This window comes from Flavobacterium limi, from assembly GCF_010645075.1.
In the GTDB taxonomy this organism is placed as follows: Bacteria; Bacteroidota; Bacteroidia; order Flavobacteriales; family Flavobacteriaceae; genus Flavobacterium; species Flavobacterium limi.
Genome location: NZ_JAADZV010000005.1, coordinates 343,917 through 370,413 on the forward strand (window position 1 = coordinate 343,917; position 26,497 = coordinate 370,413).

The window sequence follows — 26,497 nt, forward strand, 5'->3', positions numbered from 1 at the left end:
ATTTAATTATTTTGATGTTAGGGAGTTGATTATTTCAATGTAATTCTCTTTTGCTTCCTCAATAGATATATGGCTGATTTGCATCCATGCATTTGTTTTGAATGCATCACGCAAACCAAAATTTTCAGATTGATTATATACTGCCGTACCAAACGTAGCCTGTTTATAATAGGCATAAAGTCTTAACTGCACATCTTGCGGCAGTGAAGCCTGTGTCATTTTCATAGCGGTTTCTACAGCCTCCGAAAAACGAATATCTAAATCTTTTTTACTCATTAAGCTTTTGTAGCGATGATAGTTTTGCCTCCAATTGCTTTTTGCCCTAAAACTACATCTATTGGTGTACCTAAAGGTAAAAATAAATCTACTCTTGAACCAAATTTAATGAAACCAGCATCTGTTCCCTGAATAACCTGAGTTCCTTCCTTAGCATAATTTACAATCCTGCGTGCCAACGCACCGGCAATTTGTCTGTAAAGTATTTGTCCAAACGTTTCGTTTTCAATTACAACAGTAGTCTTTTCGTTTTCTTCACTTGCTTTTGGATGCCATGCTACTAAAAATTTACCAGGGTGATATTTACTAAATTTTATAATACCATCCATTGCATAACGAGTTACGTGTACGTTAATAGGCGACATAAAAATAGAAACCTGCAAACGTTTATCTTTAAAAAACTCACCTTCATAAACTTCTTCAATAACCACAACTTTTCCATCGACCGGAGCGAGAATGTGATCACTGTTTCTGATCGCAATTCTTTTCGGGTTTCTGAAAAACTGTAAGATAATAATCAAAATTATTACGCCAAAAATCTGCACAAGCATTCTTAGCCATGTAATATCAATGAATTTGTCAGCAATTAAAAGTACGGCAACTGCAAACACAGTACCTAATAAAATCGATGGGCCTCCTTCTTTATGAAACATAATATAAAATTTGATAAAATAAAAATATAACTGGTGCTACAAATATAACACTATCTAATCGATCTAAAATACCTCCATGTCCCGGCATTATGGCTCCACTGTCTTTTACGCCTGCAATTCTCTTAAATTTAGATTCGATTAAATCACCAATTGTTCCAAAAATGCTGGCAATTAAAGCAATAATCGTCCAGATTAGAATGGATTTGTTGCTGAAGTCAGGATTGGGCTGAATGTATAATTTTGAAATCAAAAAACCTGCAAAAGCAGCAAAAATAACGCCGCCAAGAAAACCTTCAACAGTTTTTTTTGGGGAAATTCGTTCAAATAATTTATGTTTTCCAATTGATTTTCCAACTAAATAAGCAAATGTATCATTAGTCCAGATCAAAATAAATAGTCCGATGATAATTTTTGGATTATAGTCATTGGTGCCAAAAGAAATTTTAATGATAAAAATAAAAGGTAAAGTAATATATCCTAGTAAATAAAGATACTTTGATGAAATACTTACTTTCTGAGCACTGTCGTAAAATAAAAATAAAATACATTTTATTGAGATGACGATAGTGACGGCTAGTAGTATTAGATCTAACTGTTGGATATTAGTACTCAAATTCAATTTTGAATTAAATAAACCTTCCAAAAATAAAGTAGTCTGTTTGTTATAGTGACTTAGCAGTGTAATTCCGGAGTATAATAAAATGCCAAAAAGAATTGAAAATACTTTATTAAGATTAACTAAATTGGAAAATTCATAAATGGTAATAATTAGAAAAATGCCAAAAAGAATAATAAAGCTTTCGGTAGAAAACAAAATAGAAGTTAATAGTAAAGCAATATAAACAGCACCAGAAATGGTTCTCTTGAGTGTTTCATTCATCTTAAAGGTCCTCTAAGAGCAATAAGTATAAATTTTTTGCAACACTTCCGTATTGAGTAAAATCTTCTTCTTTTGCTTTTTCGAAATATTTTATTGTGGTAATATTCGTAGGGTAATCTCTTTCATATTTTCTTTTAATAGCACTTAGACCATCACTTTTCATAGGCAGTATCTGGCTGGTAGTTGCTATTATGACAATATTAGTTGGTAACTCATTTGGTTTGTCTTGTCTGATTTGTTTTGACGAAAATAAAATAGATCCTTCATCAGCAATAAGATTTTCACAGGATGCCAATAAAAATTTTGGGGTTCTAGGAGAAATGTATAGTAATTTGTTTTCTTCTAATAAATGAAAAAGAGCAGGTTCATAGCATAAAACCTCATTTTCAAACCAGTCATTTTCTTCTAAAATATTTTCAAATTGTTCTTCAACTTCCTGTTTGTTTTCGCAATACAAAAATTTACCTCCATTCTTTTTAAAATTAAAAATGAATTGTTCATCTATGGATAAATGACTGTTTGGAGCAGGATTGTTTCCGTATTCACTTTCATTTTCTTCGTCAGATGAAGTATTGGCAGAACCAAATATTTTTTTGAAAAAACTCATTTTATATGAAATACTTTACATGTTAATTGAAAACGTTCAAAGATAAAAAAATCTTAATTCAAAAGAGGCTTTTGAATTAAGATTTTAAAAAATATTAAATATTTCGTTGAAAATTTATGAAACTACTTCCCCCAAATTTTTGTCAAAAGTGCGTTTTCCAAATATTGTTTCTAAATCATCTTTAAAAATAACTTCTTTTTCAATCAATATATCAGCAAGCTGATTTAATTTGTCTTTGTTCTCTTCTAAAATTTGAATAGCTCTTTGATATTGTCCTTCAATTAATTCTGAGATTTCGGCATCAATAATTTTTGCCGTTTCATCAGAATATGGTTTAGAGAAATTATATTCACTTTGTCCTGTTGAATCGTAATAAGTCACGTTTCCAATTTTATCATTCAAGCCATAAATTGTTACCATGGCACGAGCCTGACGTGTAACTTTTTCCAAATCGCTTAGTGCACCGGTTGAAATCCTGTTAAAAGTTACTTTTTCAGCAGCTCTTCCCCCCATTGTAGCACACATTTCATCTAACATTTGATCTGTTCTTACGATTTGTCTTTCTTCGGGTAAATACCATGCAGCTCCTAAACTTTGGCCACGAGGGACAATGGTTACTTTAATTAATGGAGCAGCATGCTCTAGCATCCAGCTGACAGTAGCATGCCCGGCTTCATGTATAGCAATTGCTCTTTTCTCATCTGGAGTAATAATTTTGTTTTTCTTTTCAAGACCACCGATGATTCTGTCAACTGCATCTAAGAAATCTTGTCTGTCAACCGCAGCCTTGTTGTTACGTGCGGCAATTAAAGCAGCTTCATTACAAACATTTGCAATATCAGCACCTGAGAATCCCGGAGTTTGTTTTGCAAGGAAATCTAAATCAAGACCCTCGACTTTTTTAATAGGTTTTAAGTGTACCTGAAAAATTTCAGCTCTTTCACGAATGTCCGGTAAGTCAACAAAAATTTGTCTGTCAAAACGCCCTGCACGCATTAAAGCTTTATCAAGAACATCAGCTCTGTTGGTTGCGGCTAGAACAATTACGTTAGAGTTTGTACCAAAACCATCCATTTCTGTCAGTAATTGGTTCAAGGTATTTTCTCTTTCGTCATTTCCGCCAGACATATTGCTTTTTCCTCTTGCTCTACCAACAGCATCAATTTCATCTATGAAAATGATGGCTGGAGATTTTTCTTTTGCCTGTTTGAATAAGTCACGTACACGTGATGCACCAACTCCTACGAACATCTCAACAAAATCAGAGCCTGATAATGAAAAGAAAGGTACTTGTGCTTCACCGGCAACAGCTTTTGCAAGCAATGTTTTACCTGTTCCCGGAGGTCCTACAAGTAAAGCTCCTTTCGGAATTTTTCCTCCCAGATTTGTATATTTTTCAGGGTTTTTCAGGAATTCTACAATTTCCTGAATTTCTTCTTTAGCACCTTCTAAACCTGCAACATCTTTGAAGGTTGTTTTAATATCTGTTTTTTCATCAAAAAGTTTAGCTTTAGATTTTCCGATGTTGAAAATTTGTCCGCCTCCACCAGCGCCTCCGCCAGACATTTTACGCATTATGAAAATCCATACACCAATGATGATGATGATTGGCAATAGACTAACTAAAATATCACTCCAGTTGCTTGCTTCTTTGAAATCATAATCAACTAATTTTTTTTCAGCTTTAGCCTTGTCAAGTTTTTCCTGAAAAGATTTTAAATCACCAAATTTAGTTGTGTAATGAGGACCTTTATTTGGTCTGTCAAACATGTCTTTAGCTACTTTTTTATTCGCAGGATCTTTTAATGCTGTATCAGAAAGATAAATTTCAGCATCTTTATTGTTGAAAATTATGACATTTTTAATTTGCCCTTTTGCTAACATATTGTCAATGTCAGACGATTTTAACTGAGCCGGTTCACTCAAATTAGAGCCTCCTGTTGCAAAACTTATAAACAAAAAAACAAGAAGTATAGCGGTGTATATTAACCAGGGACTTATCTTAAATTTACCTGGATTTGGATTATTATCTTTAGCCATTAGTTGAGAAAGTTTCTTTTAGTATTTGTTTTCGATTGTAGTTATTTTGGCGTCACCCCAAAGGCTTTCAATATTGTAGTATTCACGAATGTGCTTTTGAAAAACATGTACCACGATGTGCACGTAATCCATAAGGACCCATTCTGCATTATCGGTTCCTTCTACGTGCCAGGGTTTATCTTTTAAGTCTTTAGATACTGTTTTTTGAATTGAGTTTACAATGGCGTTAACCTGGGTATTTGAGCTTCCGTTGCAAATTACAAAATAGTCACAAACTGCCGTGTCTATTTCTCTTAAGTCAAGAATATCGATATCATTTCCTTTTACTTCTTCAATTCCTTTGATTATGTTCGCCAATAGAACGTCATTATTAATAGTCTTTTTCGCCATGAATTATTTTATATGAATTTGTAAAGTTACCAAAATTTGTGATTATTTTTGAACCTTAACAAAATATTAAATGAAGTTATTTAAATTACTTAAATGAAACTAATCAAACTCGATGCCATAGATTCAACAAACGATTTTCTTAAGGCATTATCAAGTCAGGATGAACTGAATAATTTTACAATGGTAACGGCTGAAAATCAGACTAAAGGGAAAGGACAGATGGGGGCTAAATGGGAGTCGGAGTCAGGTAAAAACTTAATTATGAGTGTTTTGGTTAAGGATTTTTTGTGTGATATTGAGAAAGTTTTTAATATGAGTGTTGTGGTTTCTTTGGCTGTACTTGAAGCACTAAAATCATTATCCGTTCCCAATTTAAGTATAAAATGGCCAAACGACATTATGTCATATAATAAAAAAATTGGTGGCATACTTATCGAAAATACGATTAAAAGTGATGGCAGAATAATGTCAGTAGTTGGATTAGGTCTGAATGTTAATCAGGAAAATTTCGAACATTTGCCTCATGCTTCTTCATTAAAAGTAATTTGTAACAGGGAATTTGATAAAGATTCACTGCCTTTTTTAATTATTGAAAAAATGAAGGAAAGAATTGAAGTCTGGGAAACTAATTCTGCTTTCTTTTGGGAAGAATATTTCAATTCCTTATTTCGAAAGGGAGTTCCAATGCCATTTAATAATCTTCACGATAAAAATTTCATGGGAATTATTAAGGGGGTTTCTCCGGTTGGAAAACTTCAGGTTTTGCTTGAAGATGATTCTGTTGCTGAATTTGAAATAAAGGAAATTCAAATGCTTTATTAGTTATAAATCTTAAGTTTTAATCTACTGTTTGTAAACAGAATCGAAATGACAGATTGATGCATGAAATATTATTATAAACAAAAAGTCCAATCTGAATGATTGGACTTTTTGTTTATAATGGACAATTAAAACTTATTATTATTAAAGTTTGTTCATGTTGTTGGCTAAAGTTTCAATAAATTTACTAATTGGTCCTTTGACCATCATTGCCATCATTGCATTAAATTCGCCTTCAAAAAATAACTGAACATTGCTTTCTGAATTCGAAAGGCTGTCAATATTTGAAATTAATGTAAAAGGAAGTTTATCACTTGCAGCACCCAAAACAATTTTGCTGGGAGTGATTTTGTCTTTTATTTTAAGTTTTATTTCAGGCATCCCTTTTAGTCCAAAAATAAAAGCATCTTCGCCAGTTACTTCAAATTTAGCAATATTATCCGGCATTAATTTTTCAAAATTCTTTACATCAGACAGTAAATCAAATAATTCCTGTGCTGACTTCTGAACGGTAACTTTTGGACTTTCTAAATTCATGTTTTTATTTTGTTTTTATAGTAAAATTATTCTTGTCCCCATGTAGACGGACTTTTACTCCAGTCCTGTAAAGCTGTTTGCTGATCTTCACTAATGTATTGTTTCTGTACAGCTAAACCCAATAGGTTTTCATAATTGCTTAGCGTGAACAAATCAATATTTGCATTTTTGAAATTTTCTTCAGCAATGCTAAAACCGTAAGTAAAAATCGCTGCCATACCTTTAATATTGGCACCTTCATTACGTAAGGCTTCAACGGCCATAAGGCTGCTGTTTCCAGTGCTGATTAAATCTTCAACAACAACAACATTTTGACCTTTTTGTAAAAAACCTTCCACCTGGTTTTGTCTTCCGTGCTTTTTTGGCTCAGGGCGTACATATACAAAAGGTAATCCAAGACTTTCAGCAACAAGAATACCTATTCCAATGGCTCCTGTGGCAACTCCGGCAATTACATCTGGTTTACCAAATTGTTTTTCTATATTTTTCGCAAATTCATCTCGAACATAATTTCGGATGGCGGGAAATGAAAGAATTAACCTATTATCACAATAAATAGGTGATTTCCATCCTGAAGCCCATGTAAAAGGATTTTCTGGATTCAATTTAATTGCATTTATTTGCAAAAGCAATTCTGCTGTTTTTTCGGCGGTATCTTTATTAAAAATCATAGTACAAATGTATAAAGTTTTTGTGAACGACAAACCACTTTTTTTGACAAATGAAATCTCAAAAGAGACTAATTTTCAATTATTCTTATTGGAAAGTATTGATATAGAGCAGCTTATTGTTAAAATATTTCAAAATAAAATTCAAAAGGCATATCTATATCATCCTGATGAAAAGGAAATAATGAAAACTTTAAAAGCTAAAATTCCGGTTAATAAAGCTGGAGGAGGATTAGTTTATAATAAAAAAGGAGAAGTTTTATTTATTTTCAGAAATGGGAAGTGGGATTTGCCTAAAGGAGGAACTGAAAAAGGGGAAGAAATTGAACAAACTGCCATGCGTGAGGTAGAAGAAGAGACTGGAGTTGGAAAACTTAGTATTACCAATAAACTTCAAAAAACATACCATGTTTTTAAACGTAACGGAAAGTATAAACTTAAGATTACGCATTGGTTTGAAATGCATTCAGATTTTGAAGGAACTCCACATGGACAAATAGAAGAAGGTATTGAAAAAGTATCATGGTTAAACCCTGAACAAATCAAGGAAGCTCTTACGAATTCTTATGAAAACATAAAATTATTGTTTGAAGAAGATAAAATAGATATCAAAAGTCAGTAATTATATCATTTTGATGAAGCTGAGCTCCCTATAAAACAAATAAGCTCTCTAATTACAATTTCAGGCTGATCTTCCTGAACGTATGTTTTTGAATTTGGAATTACAATTAATTTGGAATTCCTGAAAATACCTTTTAATTGTTGTCCTAATTTTATCGGAAATAGTTTTTTATCATCTTCTCCCCATAGAATAAGAACAGAGTTTTCGAAAGCTTTTAATTTGTCTGCAGCTTCAATGGTGTATTTTGGCGACCAGTTTTTTACGTTTGAAACAAAATTTTCACGAACAATTTTGTCACTAATAAAAGATTTTAAATAAAGTTCATAAAATTCCTCATTGGTTGTACTATGCGATAATAATCCCATCATCATATCAGAAGTAAGCAGACTTTTTTATTTTAAAAGCATTTCCTAAAAGAAAAGTAAAGCCGGGAATTTTTACAGCTTTAATTAAATATTTAAATTTTGATGGAGGAAAAACTTCTTGGACTTCACAATTTGAAAAAATTAATTTGTCAATACTTTCAGGATAGAGTGAAGCAAAAATCTGTGTATAAGCTCCTCCGGTATCATTAGATACAATTATGATTTTATCTATGGTTAAATAGTCTAAAAAATCTTTGATAATATTTGCTATCCCGTTAGGCGATAAATCTACTTTATTTTCTAAAGGTATGGAATGTCCTCCAAGTGGCAAATCAATAGCAATACATCTGTATCTGGAACTTAATTCAGGGATGATTTTTCTCCATGTATTGGAGTTAGACAGTGTTCCGTGAATAAACAAAATTGGAATTCCTTTTCCCTCATCTACATATTCAATTTCTCCGCTTTTTGTTTTTGCCAGACAGCGATTTAGAATTATCGGAATGTTGTTTTTAACTTTAGTCGGATTTGTATTTACAATTCTTTGCATGAATATATGTTTACATTTATACAAAGAAATTAATTATCGATTTCAAAAAAATAGACAATTGTCCTAAAATCAATTCGTTTTTCGTAATCGGCTTAAATGCCTTGATGTTATTCCTAAATAAGAGGAAAGATATTTTAAAGGGATATACTTCAGGTATTTTGAATGATTGTTTATAAGTGTGTTGTATCTTTCCTGAGCACTTTGTTTTTGAAATGAAACGGTCCTGTTTTCTAGTTGTATATATTCTAATTCAGTTAATAAGCGTCCAAGTTTTTGCCATTCCTGACTGTTTTCATATAAGTTGTGTAAATCCTTTCTGTTCAATACAATTACTTCGGTAGTGCAGATTGCCTGAATGTTTTCAAAAGTAGGCTGTTGCGTTATAAAACTGGAGTATGCAGAAGCAAGTTCATTTTCAAAAGCAATACATTTAGTTATTTCGTTGCCTTCGCTATTTCTGTGAAATGAGCGAAGTATACCTGTTTTTATTAATACAATTTCATTACAAATATTTCCTTCCTGAATTAAATAGTCGTTTTTTTTGAGGATTTTATTTTTTGTTATGCCACTTAATTTCTCAAGTTCTGAGTCAGAAATGATTTGTAATGATCTTAAAAACTGTATCATTTATGAATAAGCTTTGTATATTTTAGGTTAACTTAAATTATAAATTTACTCGCGTAAAATCTTTTCCATCGACTTTCCTTTAGCCAGTTCATCAACCAGTTTGTCTAAATAGCGAATTTTCTGCATGAGTTTGTCTTCTATTTCTTCTATCCGATATCCACAAATTACGCCGGTTATTTTTGAAACATTTGGATTTAGTTGCGGTGCTTCAGCGAAAAAAGCCTCAAAATCTTTTTTGTTTTCTATAATTTTTTTCAATTCCTGGTGTGTATAACCAGTTAACCAAAGAATTATTTCGTCTACCTCTGTTTTTGTACGGCCTTTTCTTTCTGCCTTATTGATATAATGTGGATATACACTTGCAAATGATGTGGTGAATATTCTGTGTTTTTCCATAGTCCTTGATTTTGATTAAGAGCAGTATTTATTGCCGTGACTCAAAAATAATTAAAACAGACTAAGTATGAAACACGATTTGTAAAAGAGATTATAAAAATACTTGTAATTAATTGTTCAAATTAAAAAAGACAGCATCCCAAATTAATTTCGCTATTTTTGCAAAATGAACAAGAATCACCATTCCAACAATATACTTTCGAATTTAGGGATTAAAAACCTGAACGAAATGCAAGAGGCAGCTCAGGATGCTATTTTAAATGATAATAATGTTTTATTGCTTTCGCCAACAGGCTCCGGAAAGACATTAGCTTTTTTATTACCGGTTTTAGAACTATTACAACCCGAAATTCTTTCGGTTCAATGTTTGATTCTGGTTCCTTCACGTGAATTAGGCTTGCAAATTGAACAGGTTTGGAAAAAGATGGGAACTTCATACAAAGTAAATATTTGCTATGGAGGTCACTCAATTGATACTGAAATTAAAAATTTAAGTAATCCACCGGCAGTTTTAATTGGAACTCCGGGCCGAATTGCAGATCATATTGACAGAGGAACTTTTAGAACAGATAAGATTCAGACTTTGATTCTGGATGAATTTGATAAGTCTCTTCAATTGGGTTTTCATGAGCAAATGTCATATATCATTGGAAAACTTACAAAATTGAACAAACGTATTCTGGTTTCTGCAACTTCAGATATTGAAATTCCGAAATATACCAGAGTAGTAAATCCAACAGTTTTAGATTTTATTCCGGAAGAAGAAGAAAAAACAAATCTTTCGGTAAAAATGGTGGTTTCGCCTGTTAAAGATAAATTAGGAACTTTATTCAATTTGATTTGTTCCTTAAAATCGCAGTCGGCTATTATATTCTGTAATCATCGTGATGCAGCCGAACGTATCAGTGATACTTTAAATGAAAAAGGAATTTATTCAGTTTATTATCACGGTGGTATGGATCAGGATGAACGTGAGCGTGCTTTAATTCAGTTTAGAAACGGAAGTACGAGTTATTTAATTACAACCGATTTAGCAGCTCGTGGACTGGATATTCCGGAAATGAAACACGTCATTCATTATCATTTACCCTTAAAGGAAGATGAATTTACACATCGTAATGGTCGTACAGCGCGTATGCAGGCTTCGGGAACAGCTTATATCATTATTCATGAAAGTGAAAAACAATTAGATTATATTGATTATGGTATAGAAATCTTACATGTCGAAAATGCTACTGTTTTACCAAAACCACCAGAATTTCAAACTGTTTATATCAGTGGAGGAAAAAAAACAAAACTCAATAAGTTTGATATTGTTGGGTTCTTTTCGCAAAAAGGAAAACTGGGAAAAGATGATTTAGGTTTGATTGAGGTCAAAGATTTTGTTTCGTTTGCAGCTGTAAAATATAATAAAGTCAAAGATTTGCTTAAAAATGTAAAAGATGAGAAGATGAAAGGAAAGAGATTTAAAATTGAAGTTGCGAGAAAAGTAGTAAAAAAAGAAGAAGGCAGATAAAAAATTTTTGTGCTTTTTGAACCAAAATAAAAAAAATGTTTTAAATATTGATTTCAATTAAGGCTTTAATTTGCTGATTATTAATATTTTGTATATTTTTTGTTTTTGCAGTGGAAAAATTTATATAAAATTCACAATTTAATGTTAACCAAAGCGTAATTTTAGAAGTAATTTTTCATAATTTCGGCGATTATTAATAGTATAAAAATTAACCCCAAATTCATTATGAAAAAGATTATTACCCTTGCCGTTTTACTTTTTAGTTTTGTTTCATTTGCACAGATTAAAGTACTTGAAACTGTACCTGTTGAAAAATTAGGAAAAGTAAACAACAATTATATTCAAAAAATTGGAGATGAATATACTGTTTATTATACTAGTATTGTGAGTGATGATGACGATTCTTCAAGCTTAAGAAAGTTTTCTTTTAAAAACGTTAACAACGATTATGCAAGTCTTTACAGCATCATTATGAATGGTTTTAATGCGACTCCTTTATATGATATTAAATTAGAATTGCCTAACAATTATATTTGGTTACATTACACAGGAAATACTCTTCCTGAGAAATCTACGGTTCAGTTTATGGTTTCAAGTAAAGACGCTTCTTCAGGTTCAAGCAATGTTTCTGAGCCTTTCGTAAAAGATCAGATCAATAAATTATTTCAAAAATAATTTGCTTTAAAATAAAGTTTTTAGAATAGGCTATTCAGTTTTGAATAGCCTATTTTAGTTATAAAGATTTGTGAAAACATTATTTTCTAAAATTCTTATGATTGTGTTTTCGTTTATAATGAGTTTGTTTTAAATGCTTTGTGTCTTCAGAAATGACACTAATTGTACCGTCAATTTCAAGCATACAAAGTTTGACGTCTGTAAAATGCTCTAATCCATGTTCTCGCATTGCTTCTTTTAGTTCATTGTTAGAGATATCTAATTTACTTAAGGTTTTGAAATCAAGTTTTCCATCATGAATCAGGACTTCAGGTTTATCCAGAAGTAAATCGTTAAGAAGTTTATATTTGTATGTTAATTTTTTAATTGTAAAATTAATGACAAACAAAACCAAAGCAGCTACCAAACCTCCCCAAAGACTTGTATCAGGACCCACCATTGCATTTTGAACCGAATTACTAATTAATAAAATCAGAATAATGTCGGCAGTGTTTAATTGGGATAACTCTTTTTTGCCGAATATTCGTAAGGCAATTGTCATAAAAAAATAGACCGCAGCACTTCTTGCAATGATTTCTAAATAGGAGAATAGCATATTTTTTTATTTAAAGTTAATAAAAAAAGCTTTGTCAAAGTTTAACCTTGACAAAGCTGAAATATAGGAGTGTTTTAAGTTAAATCCTTAAATCAATTTAAAATTCTTTTCGATTGCTTTAATCATTTCCCCTGCAACGTCTTTATTGGTCGCACCTTCAATTCCTTCAAGACCTGGAGAAGAATTTACTTCAAGTAACAAAGGTCCTTTAGATGAGCGAATTATGTCAACACCGGCTACTTTCAAATCCATTGCTTTTGCGGCTTTAATGGCGATCTTTTTTTCTTCAGAAGTTACTTTTATTACTGATGCAGTTCCGCCAAGGTGAATATTAGCCCTGAATTCACCCGGCATGGCTTCACGCTGGATTGCGGCAACAACCTTTCCATCAATAACAAAACAACGAATATCTTTTCCGTTTGCTTCTTTAATAAATTCCTGAACTAAGATATTTGCATTCAGGCTTTTAAAAGCATTGATGACACTTTCTGCTGCTTTTTTTGTTTCAGCCAATACAACGCCTTTTCCTTGTGTTCCTTCTAATAATTTTACAATTAAAGGTGAACCTCCAACCATTTTAATTAAATTGTCAGTGTCTAACGGAGAATTTGCAAAACCGGTTGTTGGAATATCAATACCGCTGTTTAAAAGTAATTGTAGTGAGTATAATTTATCGCGCGATTGTGTTATGGCTGTTGCAGAATTTAAGACAAAAACTTTTAAAGCTTCAAATTGACGTGTTAGAGCACAGCCATAAAAAGTAATACTTGGTCTGATTCGTGGAATTATAGCATCAAATTGATTTAATATTTTTCCACCACGATAATGAATTTCCGGTGTTTTGGCATCGAGTTTCATATAGCATTCTTTAATGTTTAAAAAATGCATTTCATGGCCGCGCATTTCTCCTGCTTCCATGATTCTTTTATTGCTGTATAATTCAGGGTTACTGGCTAAAAGCCCAATTCGTAATCCGGAAGTTGCCTTTTCTGAGTTTTGGTATAATTCTTTTAATGTTTCAGTAGAAGGTTGTCCTAACATGTATTTTTCTTCAGGATCTACCAATACACGTCCGCTCATAGCTTCGCGACCTAATAACATACGAAAACCCATTGAATCACGATTTGTTAGTGTCATTTCAATCGGCCATTTAACTTCGCCTAATTTAATACTTGTCTGGATTACATAACGATGTTCCCTGAAACCGCTTGAACTTTTTACAATTCTTTTATCAACCAAAGGAGCTTCACAATGAATCACGGTTTTAATATTATTCTGAATTGGATTAATGTCGAATTTTACCCAATTAGCATCATTTTTTATAAAAGGCGCTATGTTTATAGCGTGCATTGCCGAAGTTTTTGCACCTGAATCCACACGAGCTTTTATTGTTGGGATTCCGAGATCAGGAAATGCGCACCATTCTTCACTGCCTAAAATGACTTTGTTTTGAAGCATATATTGTTTTTTATTGTAGAAATTTAATAATCAAAAATAGCTATTTGCTTTTATTAAAGATAGTGATTTATCCAAAAAAAACACCCGTTATGTTATGAAAACGTAACGGGCGTGTTATTTCTGTTATAAATTTAAACTAATTTATTGATTAGTCGGCTCTTCTGCTTTGTGTATTTCTACTGAAAGTTCTTCAGAATTATCTTTTAAATCCATTAAGATTTCATCACCAGAATGTATTTTTGACGTGATGATTTCTTCGGCTAACAAATCTTCAACATATTTTTGAATGGCTCTTTTTAGAGGTCTTGCTCCAAATTGCCTGTCAAAGCCTTTTTCTGCAATAAATGCTTTTGCTTTATCTGTAAGTTTTAAATTATAACCTAATTCAGCAATACGGATGTAAAGCTTTTTAAGCTCAATTTCTATAATCAAATCAATGTCTGCTTTTTCTAATGCATTAAATACTATTACATCGTCAATTCTGTTTAAGAATTCAGGAGCAAAAGTTTTTTTCAATGCATTTTCAATAATGCTTTTTGAATTTTCATCAGCCTGAGCCACTTTCGCAGCAGTTCCAAATCCAACACCTTGTCCAAAATCTTTCAATTGACGTGCGCCAACGTTGGATGTCATGATAATAATAGTGTTTTTGAAATCGATTTTTCGGCCTAAACTATCAGTCAGATATCCATCATCTAAAACCTGAAGCATCATGTTGAATACATCCGGGTGTGCTTTTTCGATCTCATCAAGAAGTACTACACAATAAGGTTTTCTGCGAACTTTTTCAGTTAACTGACCACCTTCCTCGTAACCCACGTATCCCGGAGGCGCTCCAACTAAACGGGAGATTGCAAATTTCTCCATGTATTCGCTCATGTCAATACGAACTAACGCGTCTTCAGAATCGAATAGTTCTTTAGCTAAAACTTTTGCTAATTGTGTTTTACCCACTCCGGTCTGACCTAAGAAAATAAATGAACCAATTGGTTTATTTGGATCTTTTAGTCCTGCTCTGTTACGCTGAATAGAACGTGCAATTTTTAAAACGGCATCATTTTGTCCAATTACCTTATTCTGAATTAATTCCGGTAATTTGGCCAGTTTGTTGCTTTCTGTCTGTGCAATTCTGTTTACAGGAATTCCGGTCATCATAGAAACAACATCAGCTACATTATCTTCAGTAACTTCAATACGGTTGCTTTTAGAATCTTCTTCCCATTGTTCCTGAGCTAGAGCTAAATCTTTTTCAATACGTTTTTCATCATCACGAAGTTTAGCAGCTTCTTCATATTTTTGTTTTTTGACTACCATGTTTTTGTTTTCACGCACTTCTTCTAATTGACGTTCTAAATCCAGAATTTGTTTTGGAACGTCAATATTAGTAATGTGTACACGAGATCCTGCCTCATCCATGGCATCAATAGCTTTGTCCGGTAAAAAACGCTCAGACATATATCTGTTGGTTAATTTAACGCAAGCTTCAATTGCTTCCGGCGTATAGGTTACATTGTGGTGATCCTCGTATTTATCTTTCACGTTGTTCAAAATAGCGATTGTTTCTTCAACAGAAGTTGGTTCTACAATAACTTTTTGGAAACGTCTTTCAAGTGCGCCGTCTTTCTCAATATATTGTCTGTACTCATCAAGAGTAGTTGCACCAATACATTGGATTTCGCCTCTTGCTAATGCAGGTTTGAACATATTTGAAGCATCAAGTGAACCTGTTGCTCCTCCGGCACCTACAATAGTATGGATCTCATCAATAAAAAGAATAATATCATCATTTTTCTCAAGCTCGTTCATCACGGCTTTCATCCTTTCTTCAAATTGTCCTCTGTATTTTGTTCCGGCAACTAAGCTGGCTAAGTCAAGAGTAACAACACGTTTGTGAAAAAGGATACGTGATACTTTCTTCTGGATAATTCGTAAAGCAAGTCCTTCTGCAATAGCAGATTTACCAACTCCCGGCTCTCCAATAAGAAGCGGATTGTTCTTTTTTCTACGGCTTAGAATTTGAGAAACACGCTCAATTTCTTTTTCGCGTCCTACAACAGGATCCAGTTTTCCTTCTTCTGCCATTTCTGTTAAATCTCTCCCAAAATTATCCAATACCGGAGTCTTGGATTTTTTGTTTGACTTATTGGCTGGATTGTTAAAACTGCTTTCTTTAAGACTGTCATCTTGTCCTGAATCATCGTTATACGATTCGTTTTTTGGCAAGTTTTCTAAGAATTCTTCTTCGTTTGGAGTCATATTTAAATACTGTTCTTTAGCTATATCATAATCTATTTTTAGCTTATTCAATAGCTTGGTTGTTGGATCATTTTCGTTTCGTAAGATGCATAAAAGCAGGTGTGCCGTACTAATCGACGAGCTTTGAAATACTTTAGCCTCAAGAAAAGTGGTCTTCAGGGCTCTTTCGGCCTGTCGGGTAAGGTGAAGATTTTTCTTTTCGGTATTTACTTCAACGCTGTGATTTGCCGGACTCAGTATTTCTACTTTCCTGCGTAAATGGTCTAAATCGACTGCCAGGTTATTAAGTATATGAATAGCTTTTCCGTTACCATCTCTTAAAATGCCCAGCATTAGATGTTCAGTACCAATAAAGTCGTGCCCTAAACGAAGAGCTTCTTCTTTACTGTATGTAATAACATCTTTTACTCTTGGTGAAAAATTATCATCCATAATATATAATTGGTATTGTAAATTTAATGAATTAGTGATTGAAAAACAAAAACCATACCTTTCAGAAACACCTGTCAGCTAATAGACAAAAAAAATAGTAATAAAACAGTTAAAAAAGGCTTAATTTATTAACTAAAAGGTAAAAAAAAGTTGTTAATAAATCATTGAAATATCTGTAAGTAAATAGCTGAAAAAATTTCAAAAAAACGTATCTTGGCACGCTTTGAAAATTAATATAATTATTTAATATAACAATTTATGTCTGAAGGAGAAAAGTTAATTCCTATTAACATCGAAGAAGAAATGAAATCAGCTTACATCGATTATTCGATGTCAGTAATCGTATCAAGGGCACTTCCGGATGTTAGAGATGGCTTGAAACCGGTACATCGAAGAGTTCTTTACGGAATGTATGACTTAGGAGTAACATCAAGATCAGCCCACAAAAAATCTGCGAGAATTGTAGGAGAGGTTTTGGGTAAGTATCATCCGCACGGTGATACATCTGTTTATGATGCCATGGTTCGTATGGCTCAGGAATGGAGTATGCGTTATCTTTTAGTTGATGGTCAGGGTAACTTTGGTTCTGTAGATGGGGATAGCCCTGCTGCAATGCGTTATACGGAGGCCAGAATGAAAAGGATTTCGGAAGAAATTATGGCAGATATCGAAAAAGAAACGGTTGATTTTCAATTGAACTTTGACGATACATTATATGAACCAAAAGTAATGCCTACAAGAGTTCCTACTTTATTAGTGAACGGAGCAACGGGTATTGCGGTTGGTATGGCTACAAATATGCCTCCACACAATTTAACTGAAGTTATCAATGGTACTTTAGCATACCTTGATAATAACGATATTGAAGTTGACGAATTAATGACACATATTAAAGCTCCGGATTTTCCAACCGGTGGTATAATATATGGTTATGAAGGCGTTCGCGAAGCATTTAAAACCGGTAGAGGACGTATTGTAATGCGTGCTAAGGTTGGTTTTGAAGAAGTTGACGGAAGAGAATCAATTATTGTTACTGAAATTCCGTATCAGGTTAATAAAGCTGATATGATTAAGCGTACAGCAGATCTTGTTAACGAAAAGAAAATTGAAGGTATTGCGAATATCCGTGATGAGTCTGACAGAAATGGTATGCGTATCGTTTATATTTTAAAACGAGATGCAACTCCAAATGTAGTCTTAAATACCTTATATAAATTTACACAACTGCAGTCTTCTTTTAGTGTAAATAATATTGCATTAGTAAAAGGTCGTCCTCAAATGCTGAATCTGAAAGACATGATTCATTATTTTATTGAACACCGTCATGATGTAGTAGTAAGAAGAACTCAATTTGAATTACGCAAAGCTGAAGAAAGAGCTCATATTTTAGAAGGTTTAATTATTGCTTCTGATAATATTGATGAAGTAATTGCAATTATCAGAGGTTCTAAAAATACGGAAGAAGCACGTGAGAAATTAATTGAAAGATTCAGTTTATCTGATATTCAGGCCCGTGCAATTGTTGAAATGCGTTTACGTCAGTTAACTGGTCTTGAGCAGGATAAATTGAGAGCTGAGTTTGAAGAATTAATGAAATTAATTGAGCATTTAAAAGCATTACTAGCAGATGTCAATTTAAGAACCGACTTAATTAAGGAAGAACTTGTTGAAATTCGTGATAAATATGGTGACGAGCGTCGTTCTCAAATTGAATATTCGGGAGGGGATGTAAGTATTGAAGATTTAATTGCCGATGAAAATGTTGTAATTACAATTTCTCACGCGGGTTATATCAAACGTACCAACTTAACAGAATACAAAACTCAAAACAGAGGCGGAGTTGGTCAAAAAAGTGCGGGAACAAGAGATCAGGATTTCCTTGAACATATGTTTGTTGCGACGAATCACCAATATATGATGTTCTTTACGCAGAAAGGAAAATGTTTCTGGATGCGTGTTTATGAAATTCCTGAAGGAAGTAAAACGGCAAAAGGAAGAGCAATTCAAAACCTTGTAAATATTGAAAGCGATGATAAAGTAAAAGCTTTCATTTGTACACAAGATTTAAAAGATAAAGATTATATCAACAGCCATAATTTGGTTATGGTTACGAAACAAGGTCAGGTTAAAAAAACATCTTTAGAGAAATATTCTAAGCCTAGAGTAAATGGTGTAGCAGCTATTACTATTAAAGAAGGTGATGAATTGATGGGGGCACAGTTAACAAATGGTGAAAGCCAGATTATCTTAGCTGTAAAATCCGGAAAACTGGTTCGTTTTGAAGAAACTAAAACGCGCCCAATGGGAAGAACAGCTTCTGGAGTTCGTGGTATTACTTTAAAAGATGATGCTGACGAAGTAATTGGTATGGTTACTGTTGATAAAAATGACATCAATGATTCGCAAATTCTGGTTGTTACTGAAAATGGTTATGGTAAACGTACTAAATTGGTTGATGACGATGGTGAAGATGTTTACCGAATCACAAACCGTGGAGGTAAAGGGGTTAAGACACTAAATATTACTGAAAAAACAGGAAAATTAATCTCTATTAATGCTGTAACGGATTCTGATGATTTGATGATTATCAATAAATCAGGATTAACAATCAGAATGGCAATTGAAGATCTTCGTGTAATGGGACGTGCTACTCAGGGAGTTAGATTAATTAATCTAAAGGGTAAAGATTCTATTGCGGCAGTTACCAAAGTAATGAAAGACGAAGCTGAGGAGGTTGTTGTAGATGAAGATGGAAATGTTATCGAATCAGGAATTGAAAGAGTTAAGCCAGACTTAGAAGTTCTTGAAGATGATGGTGCTGTAGAAGAGGAGGATGAAGATGATGATTCAGAAGAAGAAGTTGAAGACGATGACGATTCTGAAGATGAAGAATCTGAAGAGTAAAATTGAACCACACAAATTAAAATTAAATATACAAATTGAATATTATGAAAAGTAAATATGTAATACTTGCATCAGCATTATTGATTTCATTAGCTACTTTTGCTCAAAAAGATCAAATAAAAAGTGCTGAAAAAGCATTAAAAGGAGGTGATGCACAAGGTGCAATCGCGCAATTAAAAGATGCGGAGAATCTTATTGTAAATGCAAAAGATACCGAGCAGGCACAATACTATTTCATTCAGGGAAATGCCTATTTGGATTTAGCAAACAAAAAGGTAGAAGAAAGTAAAAATCTACTATTAGCTGCTGAGAGTTACAAAAAATTGATAGAGATTGAAAAAACTTCTGGAAAGCAAAAATATTCCACTCAGGCTGTAACTTCAATTACTCAAATTAAAGGATTGTTGATTAATTCGGCTATAGCTGATACTCAGTCAAACAAAAGTGCTGAAGGAGCAAAAAAATTGTATGAAGCATATGCATTAGATAAAAAAGATACTATCAATTTATATTATGCCGCTTCTACATATGTAAACGCTCAGGATTATGATGCTGCACTTCCAATGTATGAAGAATTAAAAAAATTAAACTATTCAGGAAAAGGGACAAGTTTTACAGCAGTAAATAAGGCTTCTGGTAGTGAAGATGGTTTTAATAATGCAAAAGACAGGGATTTGGCTGTGAAATTAGGAACACATGATAATCCGAAAACTGAAAATATCCCTTCTAAAAGAGGTGAGATTTACAAGAATTATGCTTTAATTTTAGTTCAGAAAGGAAGAACTGAAGATGCTAAAAAAGCTTTAGCTGATGCAAGAAAAGCAAACCCGGAAGATTCTTCTTTAATCCTTTCTGAAGCTAACTTATATTTAGAAACTAAAGATTACGATACTTATAAAAAATTAGTTGGAGAAGCTTTGCAAAAAGATCCAAATAACAAAGAATTAATTTTTAACCTTGGAGTATTAAGTGCAAATGCTAAAAATGCTGCTGATGCTGAGAAATATTATTTAAAAGTTATTGAAATAGATCCTAATTATGCAAATGCTTATCTTAATCTTGCAGCATTAAAATTAGAGGCAGAAAAACCTATTATTGATGAAATGAATAAATTAGGGACGTCTGATAAAGATATGAAGCGTTATGATGTCTTAAAAAAACAAAGAGAAAGCGTTTTCAAAAGTGTGATTCCATATCTTAAAAAAGCAAATGAATTAGATCCAAAGAACCAGGATGTATCTAAAACATTGTTAGGTGTTTACAAAGCACTTGAAATGACTGCTGAAGCTAAAGCATTAAAAGCTACAATGTAGTCTTAAACAATAAATATATAAATAGAACCGTCAATTATTTGACGGTTTTTTTATGCCTAAAATGAGATAATTATTTGAATCAAAATCTTTTTCATATGATGGAGTTGTATTCTGAAATTTAATTGTTTACTATTTATTGTTTGTTATTTTGAATCTAATCTAAGAAAACGGATGGTTTAATGGTTGTCATAAAAAAAGAGAGATCATCAAATACTATTGATGGTCTCTCTTTTAAAGATGATATTTTTCTCTTTACTCCAGAAGAAACAATAATTTATTTCAATTTGTTTTCAGTATCGATATAATTACCTGTAATGGCTACTCCGCTATTTTTGGTTACTTTTCCATAAATTGTTATAGAAGAATTTCCAATAAAATTAATTTTAGCACCACTGTTAAGTCTAAGGTCTCCCCAAATTACTACAGATCCTTCAATTTGTAATATAGCATTACTGTTAATCACAAGTTCTGTTGGATTAGTTTGTTGGTATTTCCCTTGAGCTAAACTTCCTCTCATGTTAAAAGTACCACCACTATTAAGCGTTAAACCATTTTGAATTGATATGGATCCACAGTGCGTTAATACAGCACCTGAGTTTATTATAGCAGAATTAATAGCAGTAGATCCGGCATATGATTTATTGTCATTCGAATTTAAAATTAAATCCTTATTTTGATTGTAAGCTCCGTATTGTGAACAGCTGGCAAATGTTGTATTTGGTTTCTCCATCTTAATGATTTTTAAACCACCTTTACCACTGGCAACGTAAATGTAATTGCCACTTGATTTTACATAGTTTGACGATCCTGAAATTCCTAAGGTGCCTAATAAACTTAGTTGAGATCCTGTCTGATATACATTAAGTCCAGCTCTGCCATTTGCAACAAAAGCATAACCTTCATTTAGAGATACGGCGTTTGTAACATTGTCTCCTCCTGCATTAGTTATGCTTACCGTTTGTAATTTTGCCCCACTGTTTATATCATAAATACTCAGACCATTATACCCTTCAGAAACGAAAAGTTTTGTTCCATCAACTTCCATTGTCCTTTTAGCACCGCTTACATCAGAGGTTGTGGTAAAGTTTTTTTGAAGTGCCAAAGTAGATTGATTGTAAATATTTATTCCTTTTGTACCGCTTAAGGTTATAACTTTATCGCTGCTTAGTGCTACAGAACGTAAATCCTCTATGGTTACTTTTCCTGCGATTGCTTTAGTTAAACTATTTAATTTAAAAAGACTTCCATTATCACCTGTTACAGCGAAATAGGATGAAGTGTTTGCAGCGACATCTGTTGTAACTCTGCTGTCTAAGTAGTTGATTTTATATTTATCTGTAAGTAATCCTGAACTCAATTCCATATTAATTACTATGGAAGGATTTACTAATAAAGGATCAGAATCTACATTTTTTGCTGCTCCAATAATTAAATTTCCATTTGCATAAGTAAGGGATGTAATATCAGTATTGGGTATTAAAGCCGAAGTAACTAATTTTGGTTTATAAGGATCAGAAACATTGATAACATCAATTGCGCCTGAGTAATCATTACCAATCATTGTGTAACCAACATAAGCGTAATTTCCATTTACGGCAACATGACTTGCCTGTAATGTTCTTCCGTTACTATCAACAGGTGGATTTATTTCTGCAATCTGCACTAAAGGAAGAGTTGTAATACCTGTAGTGCTGGAAATTTTTCCTGTTGCATTCTTATTTTCAATTGAAATTACTCCAGAGTTGGTGTAATCTAATCTTTTATTTAATGAACTATCATCTGTGATAATTGTAATTTTATCTTTTGACTGATTATTATTTGTGTTATCATCATTATTATCACAGCCTATTAACAGTGACACAGCTAAAAATGAAAATAAATAGACATTTTTTTTCATAAAATTTGTTCTTGGATTTTAAAATTCGGTGCAAATGTAGGTTGTTTTTTATAACATAAAGCACCTGATAACGTTAAATTTTTCAATCAAAGTTATTGTTTTACAATAATTTAGCGCTAAGTGTATTTGGTCGGATTTTTCCAGCATTTAGTCGTTAAAAAAACGAGAGTTTCAATTTTTTGAAACTCTCGTTTGATGAAATTAACATAATGGTTATCTTCTTCCATGACCACGATCATCGTGTCTGTCATGTCTATCGTCTCTATCATAATGTTTACCATGATGTTTGTCATGATGCTTATAGCTTTTATGGTGGTGATCATGGCGGCGGTCATTATAGCTGTATGTAGGACGGGGTTTGTAACATCTTTGAGGTGCACCGTGGTATCCTTTATAATATTTGGCTTTATGTCTGTTAAAGTATTTATAAGGAGTTCTTCCATGATAGTCATTTAAAACTACTTTATAGCCTCCATACAAGTCGTAATTTCTGTAAGCTCTCGGAAGATAAGTAGCTCTAACCCATCTTCCTCCGCCAAAATAAATAAATTGCGAGGCTCGTACATCATAATAAGCTTCAATATCCGGAAGATAATAATATTCCATTTCTGTATATCCAACCGGTCCCCAGGCAGGAGGAGTTCCTATATTAACATTAATAGATACCTGTGCTTGTGTCGTATTTGCAACTATTAGAAATAACCCAACGATTGCTAATTTTATAGTTTTCATCTTTAATAAAATTTTAATTGTTAATCTATGTATACAAATATTCATATACTGTGCCAAAATAATATTTTAAAATGAATTTAGTCTGCGAAAAGAATATTTTTAAAAATAAATATTATATTGAAAATGGTTAATATTGCTGATATTTAATGTGTTGTGCTTTTTTTGATATAAATAAAATTTTTATAAAAAATGCAATTATTTATATTCAACAATAGTTGGTTTTCCTAATTCAAAAGACTGAAGACCGATATCCTGAGTTTCAACCGTGTTTGTTTTAAAAATACTTTCTCCCTGGAATGGAATAGCGGGATAATATGATATAGATAGCTGGAATGCACTAAAAACAAGGTAATCATTGCTTATTAAAAGTCCCAGACTGAATTTTGAGTAATATTTATTCTGAAGTAAACCTGAATTACTATTTCCTAATACAGCAATAGAATAATTAAAATATGGATTTAACCTAAAACCTAAAACTTCATCAGGTGCATAGGTCTGGGTCTGTAATGTGAGTACCATTTTGCTTTTACCATAGTGTGCTGCATTAAATCCCTGAAGTCCGTAATTTTCGTTTATTGTGAGCTGATCCCCTATAGAATTTTCCCTGTTAATACCTATAATAATTTCTGGTTTAACAAATTGTCTTAGTTTCCAGTTTCCAATTGTCAGAAGATTTGTAAAATAATTGGCTCCTAATGCAATTGAAGTCTGATACGTTTTTGCCTGACGGAAAAATGTTCCAATTTCTAAATTAGTACTTAGAAATCCCCATTTATAATAATCCCCAAAGGAAGCCTGCGCCCCGAGATAAGGTCGCCATATGTTATTTTTATATTGGTACCCGGCTGTAATTCCATATATTCTTCCAATAGGAACGTCCTCTGTATATCCATTTCTAAAAATATAGTTGTCTTTAACGAATTCCCGTGTATTAATTCCGAAACCCATTAAAAACTGTTTTTCGTCTGAAAAAAAATTAATTGTATCAAATGCAACATTAGGTTTTTCTGTATAATCAATATTTAAGAAACGTCCGGAAACAATAAGATTAGTAGTCCTTTCCTTTTTTTTAGGATTTACACCAGTAATATTAAATGCTTTAGCACCCCAAAAGTCATGAGAATTATATTTGAAAGGCTGGTGTTCATATTTTAGGTTTGCATCTTGTAAAGTATCACGTCTAAATTGCTGACCTAAAGTAATACCACCCGCCCATTTGGCTAATGGAGAATAAAAAGGCCTTTCCATAGAAATACTTTTAATATAGTTGTCGTTTAAATCATTATAGTATTTAAATTTAGTTGATATAAAAGTATTTTTAATATTAGGAATAGTATATAAGGCATCATGTCCGTTATGTCCGTCAGAAAACCGATTCGTAAATCTATATTCCAGTTGTTGGCCTGTGCCAAATATGTTGCGATCGTTAAATCCTACACCAACTCTTGAACTCGATATTGAGAATTTGGGAAGCAGACTCCACGCATCTAAAACACGAATTGTAACATCAATAGAATCTTTACCTGTGCCGGCTAATTCTTCGGATATATTTACTTTACTCACAAATCTTTGAGATCGGATAATACGTTCTGTCTCTTTTATTTTGTAGCTGTCGTAGGCTGAATTCTTTCTAAAAAGCAGTAAGTTTTGAATAGCAAATTTTTTAGTCTTGAGGTGTAGTTTATTACCTGTTCTTTCACCCCAATTATTTGGGACCATAGTAGAATCAGTATCAGAATTACCAAAAGGATCCAAAGTAATGATTCTAATTTTTCTAATAATTTTGCCATCTACATTAGGCAGGTGTTTTTTTTCAACTAATGTTTTGTTCTTCTTTTTGATCTTCGAAGGTTTGAAAATTATCTTCCTTAAAAAATTAGTAAACTTTCTTTTTTCTGAAAGTTTTTTAATTTTCTCATATGTTTCAACGCTATCTTTTTTAGTTTGTCTTTCCTGTGAAAAAGCACTTTGGGAAAAATTCCAAAGAAAAAGAAAAACGAAAACTATTTTTATAAAGTTTTGAAACATGCTAATTAAGTTAGCTTAAAATATATGATGATTTTGTAATTATGAAATGAATCCTTGCTAATCTACTTTTGGATTTACGGTTTTTAATTTCCTAATTCTCCAGGTAAATTTCTTGGGCATATGATTGCCCATAACGTAGCCCCAAGGTTCTAAATAGTCAATTCTGTCAAAAATAATTTTTAAAATTGCTAATAACGGAATTGCTAAAAACATTCCTGAGATTCCTGCAACTGCTCCTCCAATAATAATTCCAATTATTGAAAAAAGAGCGTTAATTTCAACTTTTGAATTAATGATTAAAGGGACAAGAATATTATTGTCTATTAATTGTACAATGACATTTACTATAAAGATACTTAATATTATGGATACATCAGGAGTACCGGTAAGTGATGATAAAACGGTTAAAATACCTGCTATCATAATACCTATATATGGGATTAAATTTAAAATTCCGGTTAGAAGCCCTAATAAAATAAAATATTTTGCTCCAATAATCCATAATCCCAAAGCCGTTAGAATAGAAACAACAAACATCTCAAAAATAAGGCCCAGAATATAATTATTTATTGAAATTTTAATTTGGGTTATAATTTCCTTTAATTTCGGATGATCACCCTTATTGAATAATTTTGCTAAGAACAGGATAAAATGCGTTTTGTATAAAAGAAATAAAAATGTAAAAACGACAACAAACATACAGTTAGCTAATACATCGGTTAATGATCCAATAGCAGTTCCTAATGTTCCGGTACCATTTTGCACTGAATCTGTTGTTACCTTGTTGATGTATTTTTTTTGTTCCCAAATACTTATTTGAAATTTTTCATGAATATATGACTGGACATTATTGAAAAAAGAGATGGCATTTTTTTTAATGATATCAAAATCATTTGCAATATCTGTTACCTGATAAGAGATGAATGCTAAAATAGCAGCAATACACAATACAAAGATCAATACAGTTATAAAAGAAGAAAGATATACAGGCAGCCGTAATTTGTTATTTAAGAATGTGTGAAGAGGTAATAACAAAACTGTGAACAAAAATGCAAGCAGTACAGGTGTGATTATATTACTCCCAATATATGTAATAAAACCAATGCAGACTAAACTTAAGAGTATTAATGAAAATTTAGCATAAAAGGGAAGTGTTATAGGTTCGTTCATTTTTTGGATTTTTAAACTAATAATTAGGCTAAACAAATATTAAACTTAATTTATTTAATATTGTTTTAGCTTTCAAAACAGAGTTTATAAA

25 protein-coding genes are annotated in these 26,497 nt (G+C 32.3%); 6 read left to right on the plus strand and 19 right to left on the minus strand.

Translation table 11 applies throughout. The features are described from left to right. Positions 1-6: 6 nt before the first annotated feature. From GXM16_RS12820 to rsfS, 6 genes are all read right to left on the minus strand, one after another. On the minus strand, positions 7-276 hold the full coding sequence (locus GXM16_RS12820; RefSeq protein ID WP_163394829.1) for an acyl-CoA-binding protein: 270 nt from the start codon (positions 274-276) through the stop codon (positions 7-9). Then, positions 276-929, minus strand: a complete 654-nt coding sequence (locus tag GXM16_RS12825) for a phosphatidylserine decarboxylase family protein (RefSeq protein WP_163394830.1) — start codon at positions 927-929, stop codon at positions 276-278. Before GXM16_RS12825 ends, GXM16_RS12820 begins: the two co-directional genes overlap by 1 nt. Beyond that, positions 919-1,809 (minus strand): phosphatidate cytidylyltransferase, encoded by an 891-nt coding sequence (locus GXM16_RS12830; protein WP_163394831.1) that lies wholly within the window; start codon positions 1,807-1,809, stop codon positions 919-921. Before GXM16_RS12830 ends, GXM16_RS12825 begins: the two co-directional genes overlap by 11 nt. A 1-nt stretch (position 1,810) precedes the next feature. Beyond that, positions 1,811-2,416, minus strand: a complete 606-nt coding sequence (locus GXM16_RS12835; protein ID WP_163394832.1) for a lactate utilization protein B/C — start codon at positions 2,414-2,416, stop codon at positions 1,811-1,813. A 114-nt stretch (positions 2,417-2,530) separates the two neighbouring features. Next, positions 2,531-4,456, minus strand: a complete 1,926-nt coding sequence (ftsH, locus tag GXM16_RS12840; protein WP_163394833.1) for an ATP-dependent zinc metalloprotease FtsH — start codon at positions 4,454-4,456, stop codon at positions 2,531-2,533. 18 nt (positions 4,457-4,474) lie between these two features. Next, positions 4,475-4,846 (minus strand): ribosome silencing factor, encoded by a 372-nt coding sequence (rsfS, locus tag GXM16_RS12845; RefSeq protein ID WP_007809313.1) that lies wholly within the window; start codon positions 4,844-4,846, stop codon positions 4,475-4,477. 93 nt (positions 4,847-4,939) lie between these two features. Here rsfS and GXM16_RS12850 point away from each other — a divergent pair, with 93 nt between their 5' ends. Beyond that, complete coding sequence (locus GXM16_RS12850) at positions 4,940-5,668, plus strand: biotin--[acetyl-CoA-carboxylase] ligase (protein ID WP_163394834.1); 729 nt, start codon at positions 4,940-4,942, stop codon at positions 5,666-5,668. A 141-nt stretch (positions 5,669-5,809) separates the two neighbouring features. On the opposite strand, the gene GXM16_RS12855 is transcribed toward GXM16_RS12850, so the two are convergent. Further along, positions 5,810-6,202 carry an SRPBCC family protein gene (locus GXM16_RS12855; RefSeq protein WP_163394835.1) on the minus strand — a complete coding sequence of 131 codons (393 nt, stop codon included), beginning with the start codon at positions 6,200-6,202 and terminating at the stop codon, positions 5,810-5,812. A 26-nt stretch (positions 6,203-6,228) separates the two neighbouring features. Further along, a complete protein-coding gene (pyrE, locus tag GXM16_RS12860) occupies positions 6,229-6,873 on the minus strand; it encodes an orotate phosphoribosyltransferase (RefSeq protein ID WP_163394836.1) in 645 nt (214 codons plus the stop codon). A 7-nt stretch (positions 6,874-6,880) separates the two neighbouring features. Here pyrE and GXM16_RS12865 point away from each other — a divergent pair, with 7 nt between their 5' ends. Continuing rightward, the gene (locus GXM16_RS12865) at positions 6,881-7,492 is read left to right on the plus strand and encodes an NUDIX hydrolase (RefSeq protein WP_163394837.1); all 612 of its coding nucleotides are present in this window, start codon (positions 6,881-6,883) and stop codon (positions 7,490-7,492) included. 5 nt (positions 7,493-7,497) lie between these two features. Here GXM16_RS12865 and GXM16_RS12870 read toward each other — a convergent pair whose 3' ends face one another. From GXM16_RS12870 to GXM16_RS12885, 4 genes are all read right to left on the minus strand, one after another. Next, positions 7,498-7,860: an alpha/beta fold hydrolase gene (locus GXM16_RS12870; RefSeq protein WP_163394838.1), complete on the minus strand. Its 363-nt coding sequence runs from the start codon at positions 7,858-7,860 to the stop codon at positions 7,498-7,500. Positions 7,861-7,864: 4 nt separating this feature from the next. Then, positions 7,865-8,407: an alpha/beta fold hydrolase gene (locus GXM16_RS12875; protein ID WP_163394839.1), complete on the minus strand. Its 543-nt coding sequence runs from the start codon at positions 8,405-8,407 to the stop codon at positions 7,865-7,867. Between the two features lie 69 nt (positions 8,408-8,476). Further along, positions 8,477-9,034: a Crp/Fnr family transcriptional regulator gene (locus tag GXM16_RS12880; protein ID WP_163394840.1), complete on the minus strand. Its 558-nt coding sequence runs from the start codon at positions 9,032-9,034 to the stop codon at positions 8,477-8,479. Between the two features lie 45 nt (positions 9,035-9,079). Beyond that, positions 9,080-9,430 carry a DUF2200 domain-containing protein gene (locus tag GXM16_RS12885; protein ID WP_163394841.1) on the minus strand — a complete coding sequence of 117 codons (351 nt, stop codon included), beginning with the start codon at positions 9,428-9,430 and terminating at the stop codon, positions 9,080-9,082. A gap of 166 nt (positions 9,431-9,596) precedes the next feature. On the opposite strand from GXM16_RS12885, the gene GXM16_RS12890 reads away from it, so the two are divergent. Both GXM16_RS12890 and GXM16_RS12895 read left to right on the plus strand, forming a co-directional pair. Beyond that, complete coding sequence (locus GXM16_RS12890) at positions 9,597-10,946, plus strand: DEAD/DEAH box helicase (RefSeq protein WP_163394842.1); 1,350 nt, start codon at positions 9,597-9,599, stop codon at positions 10,944-10,946. Positions 10,947-11,171: 225 nt separating this feature from the next. Next, on the plus strand, positions 11,172-11,621 hold the full coding sequence (locus GXM16_RS12895) for a hypothetical protein (RefSeq protein WP_025572948.1): 450 nt from the start codon (positions 11,172-11,174) through the stop codon (positions 11,619-11,621). A 79-nt stretch (positions 11,622-11,700) separates the two neighbouring features. Here GXM16_RS12895 and GXM16_RS12900 read toward each other — a convergent pair whose 3' ends face one another. The 3 genes from GXM16_RS12900 to GXM16_RS12910 all read right to left on the minus strand — a co-directional run bounded on the left by GXM16_RS12900 (position 11,701) and on the right by GXM16_RS12910 (position 16,362). Next, a complete protein-coding gene (locus tag GXM16_RS12900) occupies positions 11,701-12,216 on the minus strand; it encodes a DUF421 domain-containing protein (protein ID WP_163394843.1) in 516 nt (171 codons plus the stop codon). 87 nt (positions 12,217-12,303) lie between these two features. Beyond that, the gene (rimK, locus tag GXM16_RS12905) at positions 12,304-13,674 is read right to left on the minus strand and encodes a 30S ribosomal protein S6--L-glutamate ligase (protein WP_163394844.1); all 1,371 of its coding nucleotides are present in this window, start codon (positions 13,672-13,674) and stop codon (positions 12,304-12,306) included. Positions 13,675-13,815: 141 nt separating this feature from the next. Then, positions 13,816-16,362 carry an ATP-dependent Clp protease ATP-binding subunit gene (locus tag GXM16_RS12910; protein ID WP_163394845.1) on the minus strand — a complete coding sequence of 849 codons (2,547 nt, stop codon included), beginning with the start codon at positions 16,360-16,362 and terminating at the stop codon, positions 13,816-13,818. 258 nt (positions 16,363-16,620) lie between these two features. Between GXM16_RS12910 and gyrA the strand changes: the two genes are divergently transcribed. Together gyrA and GXM16_RS12920 are read left to right on the plus strand one after the other, a co-directional pair. Further along, positions 16,621-19,266, plus strand: a complete 2,646-nt coding sequence (gyrA, locus tag GXM16_RS12915; protein ID WP_163394846.1) for a DNA gyrase subunit A — start codon at positions 16,621-16,623, stop codon at positions 19,264-19,266. 44 nt (positions 19,267-19,310) lie between these two features. Further along, on the plus strand, positions 19,311-20,579 hold the full coding sequence (locus tag GXM16_RS12920; protein ID WP_163394847.1) for a tetratricopeptide repeat protein: 1,269 nt from the start codon (positions 19,311-19,313) through the stop codon (positions 20,577-20,579). 274 nt (positions 20,580-20,853) lie between these two features. Here GXM16_RS12920 and GXM16_RS12925 read toward each other — a convergent pair whose 3' ends face one another. From GXM16_RS12925 to GXM16_RS12940, 4 genes are all read right to left on the minus strand, one after another. Next, the gene (locus tag GXM16_RS12925; protein WP_163394848.1) at positions 20,854-22,476 is read right to left on the minus strand and encodes an LVIVD repeat-containing protein; all 1,623 of its coding nucleotides are present in this window, start codon (positions 22,474-22,476) and stop codon (positions 20,854-20,856) included. 213 nt (positions 22,477-22,689) lie between these two features. After that, positions 22,690-23,208: a hypothetical protein gene (locus tag GXM16_RS12930; RefSeq protein ID WP_163394849.1), complete on the minus strand. Its 519-nt coding sequence runs from the start codon at positions 23,206-23,208 to the stop codon at positions 22,690-22,692. Between the two features lie 195 nt (positions 23,209-23,403). Further along, positions 23,404-25,236, minus strand: a complete 1,833-nt coding sequence (locus GXM16_RS12935) for a BamA/TamA family outer membrane protein (RefSeq protein WP_163394850.1) — start codon at positions 25,234-25,236, stop codon at positions 23,404-23,406. Between the two features lie 57 nt (positions 25,237-25,293). Further along, a complete protein-coding gene (locus GXM16_RS12940) occupies positions 25,294-26,406 on the minus strand; it encodes an AI-2E family transporter (RefSeq protein ID WP_163394851.1) in 1,113 nt (370 codons plus the stop codon). Between the last annotated feature and the right edge of the window lie 91 nt (positions 26,407-26,497).